At 70.5% G+C, this 15,544-nt stretch carries 11 protein-coding genes and 1 tRNA gene; 6 read left to right on the plus strand and 6 right to left on the minus strand.

What is annotated here, in order from left to right:
* Positions 1–34 precede the first annotated feature (34 nt).
* The gene (locus KEG38_RS35485; RefSeq protein ID WP_272424794.1) at positions 35–1,180 is read left to right on the plus strand and encodes an acyl-CoA dehydrogenase family protein; all 1,146 of its coding nucleotides are present in this window, start codon (positions 35–37) and stop codon (positions 1,178–1,180) included.
* Positions 1,181–1,841: 661 nt separating this feature from the next.
* Here KEG38_RS35485 and KEG38_RS35490 read toward each other — a convergent pair.
* From KEG38_RS35490 to KEG38_RS35510, 5 genes are all read right to left on the minus strand, one after another.
* Positions 1,842–2,321 carry a hypothetical protein gene (locus KEG38_RS35490; protein WP_272424795.1) on the minus strand — a complete coding sequence of 160 codons (480 nt, stop codon included), beginning with the start codon at positions 2,319–2,321 and terminating at the stop codon, positions 1,842–1,844.
* A complete protein-coding gene (locus KEG38_RS35495; protein WP_272424796.1) occupies positions 2,311–3,873 on the minus strand; it encodes a fused MFS/spermidine synthase in 1,563 nt (520 codons plus the stop codon). The genes KEG38_RS35490 and KEG38_RS35495 overlap by 11 nt, the downstream gene beginning before the upstream one ends.
* The gene (locus KEG38_RS35500; protein WP_272424798.1) at positions 3,870–4,415 is read right to left on the minus strand and encodes a hypothetical protein; all 546 of its coding nucleotides are present in this window, start codon (positions 4,413–4,415) and stop codon (positions 3,870–3,872) included. The genes KEG38_RS35495 and KEG38_RS35500 overlap by 4 nt, the downstream gene beginning before the upstream one ends.
* Positions 4,416–4,604: 189 nt before the next feature.
* Positions 4,605–6,122: a serine/threonine-protein kinase gene (locus KEG38_RS35505; protein ID WP_272424800.1), complete on the minus strand. Its 1,518-nt coding sequence runs from the start codon at positions 6,120–6,122 to the stop codon at positions 4,605–4,607.
* Positions 6,119–8,461, minus strand: coding sequence for a FecR domain-containing protein (locus KEG38_RS35510; protein WP_272424802.1), 2,343 nt, complete (start codon positions 8,459–8,461; stop codon positions 6,119–6,121). The genes KEG38_RS35505 and KEG38_RS35510 overlap by 4 nt, the downstream gene beginning before the upstream one ends.
* A 164-nt stretch (positions 8,462–8,625) precedes the next feature.
* Here KEG38_RS35510 and KEG38_RS35515 point away from each other — a divergent pair, with 164 nt between their 5' ends.
* The 3 genes from KEG38_RS35515 to KEG38_RS35525 all read left to right on the plus strand — a co-directional run bounded on the left by KEG38_RS35515 (position 8,626) and on the right by KEG38_RS35525 (position 13,657).
* The gene (locus KEG38_RS35515) at positions 8,626–10,374 is read left to right on the plus strand and encodes an OmpA family protein (RefSeq protein WP_272424804.1); all 1,749 of its coding nucleotides are present in this window, start codon (positions 8,626–8,628) and stop codon (positions 10,372–10,374) included.
* Positions 10,371–12,143, plus strand: a complete 1,773-nt coding sequence (locus tag KEG38_RS35520) for an adenylate/guanylate cyclase domain-containing protein (RefSeq protein WP_272424806.1) — start codon at positions 10,371–10,373, stop codon at positions 12,141–12,143. Before KEG38_RS35515 ends, KEG38_RS35520 begins: the two co-directional genes overlap by 4 nt.
* Positions 12,144–12,244: 101 nt before the next feature.
* On the plus strand, positions 12,245–13,657 hold the full coding sequence (locus KEG38_RS35525) for a sigma 54-interacting transcriptional regulator (RefSeq protein WP_272424808.1): 1,413 nt from the start codon (positions 12,245–12,247) through the stop codon (positions 13,655–13,657).
* Positions 13,658–13,661: 4 nt separating this feature from the next.
* On the opposite strand, the gene KEG38_RS35530 is transcribed toward KEG38_RS35525, so the two are convergent.
* Complete coding sequence (locus KEG38_RS35530; protein ID WP_272424810.1) at positions 13,662–14,495, minus strand: LysR family transcriptional regulator; 834 nt, start codon at positions 14,493–14,495, stop codon at positions 13,662–13,664.
* A gap of 85 nt (positions 14,496–14,580) precedes the next feature.
* Between KEG38_RS35530 and KEG38_RS35535 the strand changes: the two genes are divergently transcribed.
* The gene (locus KEG38_RS35535) at positions 14,581–15,300 is read left to right on the plus strand and encodes a TSUP family transporter (protein ID WP_272424812.1); all 720 of its coding nucleotides are present in this window, start codon (positions 14,581–14,583) and stop codon (positions 15,298–15,300) included.
* Between the two features lie 133 nt (positions 15,301–15,433).
* Positions 15,434–15,508: transfer RNA gene (locus KEG38_RS35540), tRNA-Thr, on the plus strand.
* Positions 15,509–15,544: the final 36 nt, after the last annotated feature.

The following is a 15,544-nucleotide window of genomic DNA, read 5'->3' on the forward strand; positions in this document are numbered from 1 at the left end:
CGCGGGACGGGAGGTTTGGTAACCCGTCATTCAAATGGACAGGAACCTTTTCCGCGAAGAGCACGAGCTGTTCCGAACGTCGTTCCGCCGGTTCATCGACCGGGAGGTCAAGCCGCACCAGGAGCGGTGGATGGAGCAGGGGAGCGTCGACCGCGAGGCGTGGCGCAAGGCGGGCGAGGGCGGCTTCCTCTGCCCGTCGCTCGATCCGGCCTACGGCGGCGCGGGCGGCGATTTCCTCCATTCGGTGATCGTGATCGAGGAGATGGCCCGGGCCTACGACTCCGGCTTCGCCATGTCGCTGCACTCGGACGTCGTGGTGCCCTACATCGCGACCTTCGGCACGGAGGAGCAAAAGCAGCGCTGGCTGCCCGGCTGCGCGTCCGGGGAGATCGTGACGGCGATCGCCATGACGGAGCCCGGGACGGGCAGCGATCTCGCGGGGCTCGCGACGACGGCCGTGCGGGACGGCGACCATTACGTGCTGAATGGAGCGAAGACGTTCATCTCGAACGGCATTCTCTGCGACATTTGCATCGTGGCGGCGAAGACGGACACGAATGCGGAGAACGCGCACCGAGGCATCAGCCTGTTCGTGGTGGAGGCGGGGACGCCAGGCTTCGTGAAGGGCAAGAAGCTGCGCAAGATGGGGCTGCCCTCGCAGGATACGTCGGAGCTCTCGTTCGAGGATTGTCGGGTGCCCGTGAAAAACCGTCTCGGCGAGGAGGGCGGGGGCTTCTTGATGCTGATGCAGAAGCTCCAGCAGGAGCGGCTCGTCGTGGCGGTCGGGTGTCAGGCGGGAGCAGAGCGGATCCTCGAGGACACGGTCGCGTATTGCAAGGAGCGCAAGGCGTTCGGCAAGCCCATTTCAAAATTCCAGAACACGCAGTTCAAGCTGGCCGAGTGCGCGACGAAGGTGGAAGTAGGCCGCGCATTCCTCGATCGGCTGATCGCGGAGCACGTCGCAGGCAAGTACCTCGTGAAGGAGTGCTCGATGGCGAAGCTCTGGCAGACGGAGATGCTCGGCGAGGTGGTCGACGAGTGTCTGCAGTTCTTCGGCGGTTACGGGTACATGCTCGAATACCCGGTGACGCGGGCCTACATGGATGCGCGCGTGCAGCGAATCTTCGCCGGGACGAACGAGATCATGAAGGTGATCATCGCGAAGCAGATGGGGCTCTGAGGGGCGCTGGGACCGTAAAGCCGGGGCGCCGCCCCGGACCCCGCGGGGGCTGTTCGCCCCTCGACCCGAACCAGGGCAAGCCCTGGACCTTTTGTGGGAGAACTGCGCGGTGCGCAGTTCTCCCAGCAGGCGCCGGTGGGACCGCCCGCCCGTCGAGACGTCAGCGCTGCTGTCGCCGGTCTCGATCGGGCCTGTGCGATGAACTGCGCATCGCGCAGTTCATCGTCCTGGGTCCAGCCCCTGGCTGGTCCGGGTGCAGGGGCGGACAGCCCCTGCTGGGGCCTGGGGCAACGCCCCAGCGCAGCGGCGTCGACCCGACACAGCTCGGGAAGGTCGAGGGACCTTCGCGAACGGAGCGCAACATCGACCGGGAGGTCCCGGGACCTTCGCGCACGGAGCGCAACATCGATCCGGGAGGTCCCCGGGACCTGCGCGAACGGAGTGCAACATCGATCCGGGAGGTCCCGGGACCTGCGTGGACGGGTTCCCACACCGATCCGGGAGGTCCCGCGACCTGCGGGAACGGGGTCGAAGACCGATGACGGAGGTCGAGGGACCTGCGCGCGGCGGAGAGGGGGCGAAAGGCGCTGGATCGAGCCGGAAACTCCCTCCCTCTCCACGGTGTGGAGAGGGAGGGTTGGGGTGGGTGAGGTCCGGAAGTCTAGACGTCCTCACGTTCCGCCACCCGCACCAGATGCCACGCGCTGAGTGGCACCATCACGAGTGCCACCAGATCCGTTGGATCTGCCAGGTTCCGGAACGATCTCCCCCCGCCGAACGGCGTATCCAGCACCCCGAGCAGCGCCCGGTGCACGCCCGTGAACGCGGGCCACGTCTTCAACAGCACGAAATACGCCACGCTCACGCCGCACGAAAGCCAGATTCCACGGGGGCCCACGCGCGGCCCCACGCGGCCGCCGCACAGCCGCGCAAGCGTGAGCAGCCACTCCGCTGCGGCCACCAGGAATACCGGCAAGAGAAAGCAGATTGCCAGATCCGAGAGCTTGCCGCTCACCACCCCCGGATGCTTGCGTCGCAGCCAGAAGACGTTGAACGCGAGCGCTGCCGCCGCGAGGTATGACCATGGGTGGAGCAGCGCCCGGCCTGGGACGTCGCCGAGCTTTTGGGGCTCAGAGCGCACGCCAGACGATCCTGTCCGTGAGCCACTCGACCGGCGCATGATCGTCGGTCAACACCGGCGTGTCCGTAGGCCAGGCCGCAGGCTGCATCGAGGCGTGGCGCGCGGCGAGATCTCGCAGCACGCCGGCCGTCCGCGCCGAGACCGAGAGCCCCGCCACCCCGACTGCCTCGGCGGGCGCGTGCTCGGTTGCCACCAGGATCGTGTTCGAGCGGCTTGGCGGATCCGCCGCCTGCACGTGCGGGAAGACCTGCGCGAGCGTGCGCGCGAGCGCGTGCACCACGCCGCGCTCCTCGCCGTGACGGCCCGCATTCACCATGAGCACGCCGCCCGGTGAAAGGCAGCGCCGCGCCGCCGCGAAGAACTCCACCGTCGCGAGCTGGAAGGGCACGTACGGGAACTGGAACGCATCGAGCACGATGACGTCCTTTGTCCCCGGCGCGCGCTGGGCCTCGGCTTCGAGGAAGGGGCGTGCGTCGTCGATGATCACCGAGGCCTCGGGTAACTCGAAACCGAGCCACTTGCGGCCCGCCTCCACCACCGCCGCATCGAGCTCTACGCCCACCACCGCCGCCGCCGGGTAGAGCCGCCGGAACACCTCCGCCGACGTGCCGCCGCCGAGCCCGAGGAGCAGCACACGCTCTGGATTGGGCCGCGTCCCGTAGCTCGGCGCCATGGCGTAGTAGGCCCACACGTCGCGCACGGGCAGCTCGCCGTCGAGGCGCGCGAACGATTGCACGGCGAATCCGTCGTTGACCCGGATCTGCCGCTCGGCGCCGCGCTCGACTACCGCGATGTGGTTGTGGCGCGACTCGCCTGCCCAGAGCAGCCGCCCATGCGCGGGCGACGGCGTGGACAGCGGCGCGAAGGAGAGAGCCACGGTCAGCGTCGAGGTCGAGAGCCCGACGATGGCCTCGCGGCGGGCGCGGGCGCGAAAGCCGAAGACCGCGGCGCTCACCGAGAGCAGCACCGCGGCCACGTCGAACGTCGCGCGTGTCCCCAGCCAAGGCAGGAGCACGAGCCCCGCGCCGAACGTGCCCACGAGGCTCCCGAGGGTCCCCAGCGCCGAGAGCCGCCCGGCGAGGCGACCGAGTTTCCCGGTCGCCTCACCGTCGCCCGCATTGCCGGCCGCGTGCATCACGAGCGGGGGCAGTGCACCCAGCGAGCCGATGGGGAGCGCGATGGCGAGGGCTGTGATGGCCGCGAGCATCCCCAGCGAGGAGGCGCCCCCCGCGCGGAAGCGCGCGAGGCTCGACGAGAGCACCCACGGCACCACGCGCGGCAGCGCCGCGAAGAGCAGCGACGACGCAAGCATCAGGCGCACGATCCACTGCGAGGCCGCGCCGCGCGCGCTGAGCCAGCCGCCGAGCAGGTTGCCGAGCGCGAGGCTCCCGAGCACCGTGCCGATGAGCATCGCCCACGTCGTGGTGCTCGTACCCAGGTGCGGCGCGAGCAGCCTGCCCGCGGCGATTTCCCCGTTCATCACGGCCGCGCCGCCCAGGAAGCTCAGCACCATCCATGCGGCGAGCCCTTGCGGGCGCGTAGCGTCGCTCATTGCGCGGCCGTGAGGCGTACCGTGCACGTGTCGCCGCCGTCGATGGTGCACGCCACGTCCTTTCCGAGCTGCGTCTTCAAGTCGACCCTGCACGTGGCCACGATGCCGGGCGCCCCCGCGCCGCCCGCCGAGCCGCTGCTCGTGCTGCCACCGGCCCCCCCGCCGCCCGCAGCGCCGCCGCCTCCCCCGGCGCCCGTCTCCTCGGCCGTGGAAATCGGGAGCTTGAGGGTGACCCCCGTGCTCACGAACGGCTCGTCCTCATCGCTGCATGCACCGACCACGCCCCCGGCGACCGGGGCGACGTCGCCCGAGGCCTTGGTGACCGACAGGCTCGCCGTTTCATCGCTCACGCCCGGCTGCATGGAGCCGTTGATGCGGATGCGGCCGCTGAGGTCACCGCCGCAGGTCGTGGTGATGTCGAAGGTGCGGTCGAAGGACGATTGCGCACACAGTTCCTCTGCGCTGTCGGCGAGGAGCAGCGAGAGGAGGCCTGCAGTGGCGAGGATGCTGACGCTATGACGAACGGTGCGAAGCAGATTCATGGTGTCTCCAAGGAAGGTAAAGCCGCCGCGCCCGTGTCCGGGCTGACGGGTGCCATCGGCGCCGCGACGCGTGTGCAAAATCCTGGCCGCGAGGTCCAGTCTGGGCGAAAGCCGTGAGATCTAGCCCGTCGGCACCCTCTGCCGGGGGCCGCGCGGGTCGCAAGACTGACATCGCGATCCGGGGGGGTCTTACCGCCCCCGCCGCAGGATCCGACCAATCTTTTTGCCGAGCCCGTCCGGGCTCGCGGGGGCGTTCGCCACGTCGGCCGCGCCCGCCGAGACGAGCCGTGTCATGCGCTCGGGCGTGAGCGATGCGGCGCACACGAGGACCCGCGCCTGCGGGAGGATGCGTGCGAGCTCGGCGAGCTTTGCGGCCGCGCCGTCGATGTCGCTCCCCGCGTCGACGAGGACGACGCCGAGCTTCGCGCGGTCGTTTTCGTCGAGGGCTTCGAGCGGCACCAGGTAAATGCCTTGCGACGCGAGGCCCGTGATGCAGGCAGGATCGACGGCCGATGCGCTGGCCATGCGGATCCAGCCGACCTCCGTGAGCCCGTGCCCCGGATCGGTCGAATCATGGGCGCGGGCGAGTTGCCCGTCCCATTGCGGGGCGCGCGACTCCCGGCCGCCGAGCGGCTCGTTCCCTTTGCGCGTGACGAGCTGCGTCGCCAGCGATTGTGGATCGAGTGCGTCTTCCAGTCGCTTTTTCACGATCGCCGCGCTCGCCGGCCTCCGCTCCGGCTGCTTGGCGAGCATTTCGAGGCGCAATTTTTCGAGCAGCGGCGGCACAGCCTCCGAACCGGTCGGGCGCGCGAGCGGCGGCGGCGGCAAGAACAGGTGCGCCGAGATGATCTCGATGGAGTTTTTCCCGAGGAAGGGCGGCCTCCCTTGCAGCATCGCCGTCAAGACGCACCCGATCGCATAGATGTCCGTCGAGGGGCCGACGGCGAGCGAATGGCATTGCTCGGGGCTCATGTATTCGGGCGTGCCGCCGACGGCCTCGGGCTTCGTGAGCGTCGAGCCCTGGTCGTCCTCCTTGGGCAATTCCACGTGCGCGAGACCAAAATCGAGGATCTTGACGAGGCGTTTGCCCCCCAGGTCCGTGAGGAAGACGTTTTCCGGTTTCAGATCGCGGTGCACGATGCCCCGCGCGTGCGCCACCTCGAATGCGTCGAGGATCTGGCCGAGGATGTCCCGCACGTCGGTGAGCGGCGGCGCCGCGTCCCGGTCGCGGAGCCACGCGTGCAGCGTGACCCCGACGAGGTATTCCATCACCAGGAAGGGTAAACCGTCGTCGTCGCCGTAATCCATGACGCGCACGACGTTCGGGTGATCCATCAGCGTCGCGGCCCGGGCCTCGCGGTAAAACCTCCGCACGTAGTCGGGCTCGATCGCGATGTTGTAATGAAGCAGCTTCACCGCGACCGGCATCCGCAAGGTGACGTGCTCGGCGCGGTACACCTCGCCCATGCCGCCCGAGCCGATCCGCGCGAGGAGGCGGTATTTGCCCCCGAGGACGAGCCCGACGTGCGCGCCGCCGCCGCGCTCCTTCGGGAGCGCGGGCATACGCGGGGCGGCCTGCGGCGAGGGAAGGGTTTGCAGCGTCGTGTGGTGCTGCGCTTCGAGCTCGTCGAGGTCGTCGGCTCCGGGCGGGCGAACGCTGACGCGCATGGGTTTGGACGGCGAACGATCGTCGTCGTCGTCGCTCATCGGGTTTCTCCCTCCAGGCGGAATCCGAGTGATCCGGTCACCGTGCCCGCCGCCTGCCAGGTGACGCTCTCCGCCCGCCCGACCCAGCCGGACAGCGCGAGGAAAACCGATCCGCCCGCCTCGACGCCGGCCGTCAGGCCATAAGGAACCACGACCGTGCCGTTTTGCCCGATCGTGGCGAGCACGTGCGCGTCGGCGACGACATACGCCCGGAGCCAGCGCAATGGATCGTACGTCGCGCCGATGAGCAGATACGGCTGCACCCAGGGGACTTGCGCGGTGGGTTCTTCCAGCATGAAGCGAGCGCCCGCATTGGCGACCCACGTCATGCGGCCTTTCGCGCCGCCGGCGGCAGCGCCCACGTCGAACATCAAGTCGCGCTGATTTTCGAGCGGCAATCCAATACGGAAGAGCGGCGCGATTTCGAGCTCGGATGCGCCGCGCTGGAGGACACGATAGCGCGCGCCGAGCCACGCCATGTCCTCCGTCGGCACGCTGCCCGGCATCTGGACGGAGTCGGCGCGTTCGAAAGGCGTCGTGACGATGAGCGCGTCGAGCCCGAGCGGGCCAAACGAGCCGCTCACGCGACCATTGGCCTGGAAGACCGGGCCATTCGCGGTGCTGCCCGCGCTCAGGCCGCGGCCGACGGCCGTGGGCGCCGTCGGGCTCGTCCAGGGCACGGCCGTGACGCCGGCGGGGCGGAAGGGCGGCAGCCACGCGCCGAGCGGGCGGAACACCGGGCGCCGCGGCGGAGGCGGCGGGGGCTTGTCCGGGGCGAGGACCGTGGTCGTGCCGAGGACCTTTCCGCGAGCATCCAGGACGTCGAGCCGCGCCTCGCCGTGCGCCTCGCCGACCGGGATCGACGCGAGGAGCGCGCCGCCCTCGGCCACGGCGAGCGGGACCGTCTCCACGCGCTCACCGAGGCGGATGCGGAGGCGCGGCGCGACGCGCTTCGGGACGTCGATCTCCCCGAGGCCCTTCGTGGCGACACGCACGCGGATCTCGCGCTTCGTCTCGTCGAACGTCGCTTCGGGCGTCGACACGACGGGCGTGGGGACGAGGGTGATCCGCTCTTCGAGGCCGCTCTTCGTGCGGAAGCGCAGCGTCTTCGGCGCTTGCTTGAGGAGGTCGATCTGCGCGGGCGGCGGGCCGAACGGTCCTTCGTCGAGGGCCACCTCGACCGGGCTCGAGGCCGTGAGCGCGAGGACGCCGTAGGGGTTCACCGTGACGGTCTTGCCCTCGAACCGCGCACCCTCGCCGCGGAGCTCGGCCGCGACGACGTCGATGGTGCGCACGTCCGAGGCGACGCCGAGGTACTCCTCGACGTCGATGGCCCGGACCCGCACGCGGTAGAGGCCCGGCGGCATCTTCTCGGCGCGGAACGAGCGGACCTCGGCGGGGATCTCTTCCCGCACGACGAGATCGTGGAAGCCCTCGTCGCGCGAGACTTCGAGGCGATAGGCCTTGGCCTTCTCGACGGGGTTCCAGCTCGTGGTGAGGACGGCCGTGCCCGGGGGCGCGAGCACGACGGACGGCGATCCACCGTCTTCCCAGCGCGGCGCGGGCGGCAGCGGTCGCGGCGCGGCCGGGGGCGCCGTTCCCTCGAAGCGCGTGCCGTAGTTCTTCGGGACGGTCACGGTCTTGCCGCCCGACTGGACTGCGGCCTTGCCGTCGAAGACCGCCACCGTGGTGCGCGCCTTCTTTCGTTCGACGACGGTGTCGCTCGACTCGGCGCGGACGACGCCGCCATCGGGCACGGCGACCTCGGCGGGCTCGCCGCGCAGCGCGGACAAACCCGCCTGCACCTCGCCCGCCTCGATCTCGACCGTCGGCGGCGTCTTCGAGACGCGCGTTTTGCCCGCGGTCCCGTAGATCACGACGAGCGTGTTCTGCGCGAGGAAGACGTGCGTGTGGTCGAGGAACTCGATGTGCGCGCGTCCCTCGTCCATCGTCTGGACGTTGTGGTTGCGGTAGAGCGCGGTGCCGGTCGCGACCGTGTCCCACCCGCCGCCCGAGGGCCTTCCGCGCACGTTGGGGTGGCTCGACTTGACGCGCGCGTCGGGCACGCTCGTGACGCCCTTCGGCAGGATCAGCGTGATGCCCTCGGGCAAGGGCTTGCGGCTCGTGCAGTCGACGCGGTTGTAGCGGTTGATGAGCGGAACGTGCACGGCCGCGCCGTACATCACCTTCGCGATGTCCTCGCACGTCTCGCCCTTCTGCACGCCCCAGTGCACGATGGGCTCGAGGAAGCCGGGCGGCGGCGGCGTGTCGGCGTGGGCGCGCGGGGCGAGGAGCACGAGGGCCAGGGCGGCCAAGGCTCCTTTCACGACTGTCCGCATGCCCATTCCTCCGAAGACGCGCCACGCCGAACCGCGGGCACGGTCGCCAGCATAGACGCGGTTCGTGGCGCATGGCGAGGGCCGCGCGTCTTCCCGCGGACGCGCCCTCCTCCCGCTTCGTTTGGAGTTGCCCCCTCGCGCCCTCTGCCATAGCGTCGCACCCCATGGTCGCCCGGGTTTTCCGCTCCCTCGCGTGTGCGGGCGCCGTGTGGCTCGCACCCGCCGTGGCGAGCGCGCAGACGGCGACCGCGCTGGAGCGCCTCGAACCCGCTCCCGCAGGCGACGGTTTTTTCGCCGTGCCACGCGCCGACGTGCCCGGCGACCTCCGCACCTCGGCCGCGCTCGTGTTCTCGTACGCCGATTCGCCGCTTTCGCTCCGCGTGGGGTCGGGCGATGCGGCGCAGGATGCCGGCGAGGTGGTCTCGTATCAGCTCACCGGGCACGTCCTCGCCGCGATCGAGATCCATCGGTTCTTGAAGTTCGATCTCGACGTGCCCGTCACGCTCGCGCAGGGCGGGGATTCGCCTTCGATCACGGGCCTCGTCTCCGCGCTGCCGCCGGGCACACAAGTCACGTACGGCTCGCCCGAGGGCGCCGCGATGAACGATCTGCGGCTGGGCTTGCGCCTCGTGCTCTTGCCCCAGCGCGGCGCGATCCCCGCGGCGAGCCTCGTCTACGCGGTCTGGGTGCCGACGGGCGACGAGACCGCGTTCACGGGCACGGGCGAGGTGCGGCACATGCCCTCGATCGTCGTGGGGGCCGACATGGGCCGGTTTTCCTACTCGATCGCGCTCGGGCGGCGCGTGCAGGACACGCGCAGCGGGCTCGGTCTGCTCGGCGGAGAGCTCGTCGCGGGAGGCGCGATCGCCGGGCGTTTCGGCCGGTTTTCGGCGTACGGGGAGCTCTACGGATCAACGGTGACCGTGGAGGCCGCGCCGTTCGGGCGCGGGACGACGAACATCGAGTTGTTGCTCGGGGGGCGCGCCACCCTGGGGCCGCTGTCGTTTGGCCTCGCGGGCGGGCCCGGGCTCACGGCCGGCGTCGGGACGCCGACGTTCCGGCTCGTGGCGAGCGTCGGTGCTTCGTTCGACGTGCCGCAGAAGGCGCAGGCGAAGGCCGAGGGCGCGACGAACGCACGCGCTTCAGCTTCGGCGGGGGATCCGAAGGCGAACCCGAAAGGGAAAAACGGGTCGGGCGTTGATGCCGCCGCGGCGCCGGACGCCGACGGCGACGGTGTTCCGGATGCGAACGATGTTTGCCCGGACCGCGCCGGCGACGCGACGCCCACGGCCGCGCGCCCCGGTTGTCCGCCCGATCGGGACGGTGACGCCATCGCGGACGCCGACGACGTCTGTCCCGATGAACCGGGCGTGGCGAGCGCGGATCCCGCGCGTTTCGGCTGCGCGCTCGACACGGATGGCGACGGGATCGCCGACGCCGTCGACGCTTGCCCCAAGGAGCGCGGCGAGGTGAACGCGGACCCCAAGATCACCGGCTGCCCCGCGTCCGTGCGTGTCGAGGGCACGCAGATCGTGATCCTGCAGGAGGTCAACTTCGCCACGGGCAGCGACGTGATCGCGCCGGAGAGTTACGCGCTCCTGGAGCAGGTCGGCTCGGTGCTCGCGCAGCACCCGGAGATCGCGCGCGTGGCGATCGATGGCCACACGGACAACGTCGGCGCCGAGCGGGCGAACGTCACGCTGTCGCAGCGGCGCGCCGTGGCCGTCGTGCGCTGGCTCGTGGATCACGGCGTCGATGCGCGACGGCTGGAGGCGCGTGGTTTCGGTCCGCGCAGGCCGGTCGCGAGCAACGACAAACCCGAAGGACGCGCGAAAAACCGCCGCGTGGAGTTTCAGATCCTCCGCCGCACACCACTCGGCGAGGCCGGCTGGAAGGAAGGCGCCGCGAAGTGAAGCTCGGCTCCATCGGCGCACGCGCGCTCCTGCTCTTCGCCGCGGTCGGGCTCGTGCCCGTCGGCGCGGTCGTTTCGCTTTTGCTCTCCGTGAACCGCCAGGCGGTGCAGACGAGCGAGCAGCAGCTCCAGGCCGCCGTGCTGGAGGAGCTCGAGCGCGCCACGATGCGTCACGTGGAAGGCGTGCGCGTCGACGCCGACGCCGTGGCGTTCGCGCTTTATCAGGCCGCAAACGGAAAGCCGGCCGCCGGCGCGGGCGATGGGCTCGACGCGGTGCGCGCGACCCTCGGCACGCGCCGCGAGCTCGGCGCCGTCCGCTTCGAGGTCCCCGAGCGCAGCGTGAGCACGGTGCTGCGTCAGAAAGGGGATGACGTCGCCGCGGGCGTCGACGTGCCCGCCTCGACGCCCGAGACGCGCAGGGCCGCCGACGAGCACGGCATGGGCGTCTCGCTGCTCGGGTCGGGCAAGGGCCTGCTCGTCGTGCCGATCCCCGCGGTCGAGGGCGCGGGCACGAAGGCACGCGGTTACGTCACGGCCACGCTCGACGTCGCCGATCTCCAGCGCGAGATCGACGACATCGCGGGCCGTCGTTTCGGCGGCGCCGTCGGCCTCGTCGTGGTCGACGCGACGCGGCGCAGCGTCGCATCCCACGGCATGCCCGAGATCGGGGCTTTCGCCGACACGTCGAACCACCCGCTCTGGACGGGCTTTTCCAAGGAGAACCCCGGCGTCGTGGGCGTGGTGCGCGTCGCGCCGTACCGCGCGGAGAGCGGGGCGGACATGATCGGCGTGGTCCGCTTCCTCCCGGGCCTCGGCTGGGGCGTCGCGCTCGCGCGGCGTGAAGAAGACGCGTTCGCCGTGCTCTCGGCCATGCAGCGTCGCGGCGCGCTCGTCGCGCTCGGCGCGGCCCTGCTCGCGCTTGCGGCGGCGGCCTTCTCGGCGCGCTGGATCGCGCGGCCCATCGTGCACCTCGCGGGGCAAGCGCGTCTCGTCGGCGAGCGCCGCTGGCGGGAGCTTTCGCTCACCTCGTCACGCACGGACGAGATCGGCACGCTGACGACCGAGCTCTCGCGCATGGCGACCGATCTCGAAGGCAGCGAGATCGAGATCGCCCGCCAGGCCCGTCAGCGCGCGGATCTCGGCCGATTCCTGAGCAAGGAGCTCGTCGAGGCGATCGTGAGCGGCCGGCACGAGCTCGCCCTCGGAGGCCGTCGCGCCGCGGTCAGCGTGCTTTTTGCCGACGTCGTCGCCTTCACCCCGCTCGCGGAGACGAGGCCGGCCGAGGAGGTCGTCACGCTCTTGAACGAGCTCTTCTCGGTGCTCACGGAGGTCGTCTTCCGCCACGGCGGCACCGTCGACAAGTTCATCGGCGACTGCATCATGGCCGTCTGGGGCGCGCCCGTCGCCCAGGAGGATCACGCGGCGCGCGCCCTCGCAGCGGCCGAGGACATGATGCGTTTCCTCGAGACCGCGAACGAGTCGTTTCGCGAGCGCTACGGCACGACCATCGAGCTCGGCATCGGCATCAACTCGGGCGAGGTGCTCGTGGGCAACATCGGCTCGGACAAGCGGATGGAGTACACCGTCATCGGTGACGTGGTGAACGTCGCCGCGCGGCTCGAGGCGATCGCCCGCCCGAACCAGGTCCTCGTCGCGGAGGCCACACGCGCGCTCGTGGCGAGCGGCACGTTCGAGCTTTCGCCCCTCGGCGAGCGTGCGCTCACCGGCCGGAGCGCGGCCACGAAGGTCTACGAGCTCGTGACGGCGTGACTGAGCTGTCGGCAGACCACCTCGATGCTGCACTTTCCGCTGGATCCCTGACGGCACCCCAAGACCTCGGGCGCGTGCATGGGCTAGAGTAGGCGGGCGAAATGAACAGGCCCCCGTTCGGAAGTGATCCGTCTTTGTCGCCCGGCGCGTCCGGCCTCGGACGCAACTCGGAGACCACGCCGCAGTTCTCGGACCCCGTGATGATCCCGCGGATCGAGCTCTGCGTGGAGCGCGAGGCGGGCAAGGCGACCGAGCGCGTCGTCGTGCTCGAAGGCGAGCTCTTCCGGATCGGCTCGCACGCCAGCAACGATCTCGTGATCACCGACCCGATGGTGTCGCGCTTCCACTGCCGGATCGCGCGCGGCGTCGGGGGCTTCCGGATCATCGACACGGGCTCGCTGAACGGCTCGCGCATCGGCGGTGTGCGCATCCGCGACGCGGATCTGCCGCTGCCCGAGTGCCGGATCGAGCTCGGCGAGTCGATCGTGCGCGTGCGCGAGCTTCACGCGACGGCCTCGGCCGACGTGCCCGCCGCGCCGAGCTTCGGCTCGATCTTCGGCGCCTCGGTCGGCATGCGCCGCCTCTTCGATCTGTTGAAGCGTGTCGCGAAGACGGACGCGAACGTGCTCATCGAGGGCGAGAGCGGCACGGGCAAGGAGCTCATCGCCACGGAGATCGTGCGCCGAAGCCCCCGCGCGAACAAACCGCTCGTGATCGTCGACTGCGGCGCGATCTCGCCGAACCTGATCGAGAGCGAGCTCTTCGGTCATGTGCGTGGTGCCTTCACGGGAGCCGATCGCAACCGCATCGGCGCGTTCGAGGCGGCCGACGGAGGCACGGTCTTCCTCGACGAGATCGGCGAGCTACCGCTCGACATGCAGCCGAAGTTGCTCCGCGCGATCGCGTCGCGCGACATCCGCCGCATGGGCGAGAACCAGTCCCGCAAGGTCGATGTCCGCGTGGTCGCCGCGACGAACCGCAGGCTCGAGCGTGAGGTGAACCTCGGCCGATTCCGCGAGGATCTCTACTACCGGCTCAGCGTGGTCACGGTGCGCGTCCCGCCCCTGCGCGAGCGCATCGAGGACATCCCGCTGCTCGTGAACAGCTTCCTCTCCGCGCTGGAGGCGACGGACAAGGCGCATCTCTTCACGGCCGAGGTGCTCTCGGAGATGTCGCGGTACGACTGGCCCGGCAACGTGCGCGAGCTCCGCAACCACGTGGAGCGCCGCGTCGTGCTGGAGACCGAGGCCCCGAGCTTCCGCGACGAGGAGGAAGGCGTGAGCTCGTCGCAAGAGAAGCCCGCCCCGAGCGCCGGCGCCGTCGACATCGAGGTGCCCTTCAAGACCGCGAAGGACACGATGATCGACCAGTTCGAGCGTGCCTACCTGGCGGCGCTCCTCGCCTGGGCCGATGGCAACGTGAGCCGCGCGGCGCGCAAAGCGCAGCTCGACCGGATGTACCTGCACCGCCTGCTCCAGCGGCACGGTCTGCGGCGCGCGGGCGCCCTCGAATAGAGGGTCAACGCTTCGCCCGCGCGGCGCGGCGCGCGAGCAGGAGGTGCCGGAGCGCGGCGGCGGCGGGGGGCAGGCGATCCTCGCCGCGATGCACGATGTGCATGGGCCGAACGATGGGCGTCGCCGGGTGCGGCACCTCGACGAGCCGACCGAGGGCGAGGTCGTGCTCGACGGCGAAGCGACTCACGAGCGCCACGCCGATCCCCGCGCGCACGTTCCCCTTCACGGCCGCGATGCTCCCGAGCTCCATGACGACGTCGGCGTCCGGAAAATGCTGGTCGAGCAGGGCGCGTGTCGTCGAGCCCCGGCCGAACGTCACGAAAGGAGCGCCCTCCGCCGGCAGGCCCGGCGCGGCGACGAGGATGAGCTGATCGTCGATCCAGGGCTCTCCCTCGGGATGCGTGACCACGCCGAGATCGATCTCCCCGCGTTCGAGCGCGTCGAGCACCTCGGCCGTCGTCGCTTCACGGAGACGAAAGCGCACTCCGGGATGCGTCGCCCGGAACGCCGAGAGCGTGGGCGGCAAGAGGTACGTGCACGCCGTCGCGCCGGCGCCGAGCCGCACCTCGCCGGCTTCGAGCCCCTCGACCTCGGCCACGGCGCGCATGGCATCACCCATGGCCGCGAGGATGTGCAGCGCACGTGGCAGGAGAACACGTCCGGCGGCCGTCAGGCTCGTCCCGGCGCGGTCCCGATGGAGGAGCCGCGCGCCGAACGCCTCTTCGAGCCGCTGAATGGACGCCGTGAGCGCCGGCTGCGACAGGTGCGCATGCCGCGCGGCCCTCGTGAACGTCCCGTGTTCGGCGATGAGGACGAAATGCCGAAGGGCATCCAGCATCAGCCGAAGTTATCACAGCCTTCCGAACAATCGATTGGTCCGATGGCGGAGCAGCCCCTACGTCTGGCCGTGAGGAGGTGAAGCGATGCTGGCGCTTCTCCCGGTTTTCGGGGTTCTTGCGGGCATACTGACGACGATGGCGGGGCTCGGCGGGGGCATCCTGCTGCTGCTCGGGCTGTCGCTCGTGTGGGGCCCGGCGGCGGCGCTGGCGTCGACGGCGCCGGCGATGCTTTTCGGCAACCTGCACCGGCTGTGGCTGCTGCGGGAGGAGTTCGACCGGGAGGCGGCGAAAGCGTTCGCCTGGGGCGCAGTGCCCGGGAGCTTCCTGGGCGGTCTGATGGTGGCGTGGATGCCGGAGGGCGTGCTGCGATGGCTGATGCTGGCGATGACTGCGGCGGCGCTGGGGCGAGCGTTCGGGCTGTTCACGTGGAGGCCGCAGGCGGCGGCGATGACGCCGGCGGGGCTGGGGATCGGGGCGATCAGCGCGACGGCGGGGGGAGCGGGGCTCTTGGTGGGGCCGCTGTTCATGGCGGCGGGGCTGACCGGCAAGCGTTTCGTGGGGACGATCGCCGCGGCGGCGGTGGCGCTGCACGCGGGGCGGGTGGCGGCGTACGGGCTCGGCGGGATGATGACGCAGGAGACGGTGGTGCGAGCGACGGTGCTGACAGTGGCGGTGATGGGGGGCAACGTGGTGGGATTGTGGCTGCGGGATCGGGTGCTCGATGAGCGGAGAGCGGAGCGGCTGGAGCTTGGTGCCCTGGTGGTGTGCATGGGGCTGAGCATGCTGGGGGTGGGGAAGGGGTGAGGCTGCGGCGGAGAGGGGAGGGGATTGGGGGAGGCGTTCGGTGGGCGGTTGGGGGCGTTGGGAGGGGGGTTGAAAAAAGTCGTTGACAAGCGACGCGGAAGATGGTTTTACTGCGCGCCCGTTCGACGGGAACGCCGCCTTAGCTCAGCGGTAGAGCAACGGTTTCGTAAACCGTAGGTCTCGAGTTCAAATCTCGAAGGCGGCTCCAGGCGTTTCTTGGGTGATTCCGCGGGGTTAGACCTCG

It is taken from the genome of Polyangium jinanense (assembly GCF_028435265.1).
Classification (GTDB): Bacteria; Myxococcota_A; Polyangia; order Polyangiales; family Polyangiaceae; genus Polyangium; species Polyangium jinanense.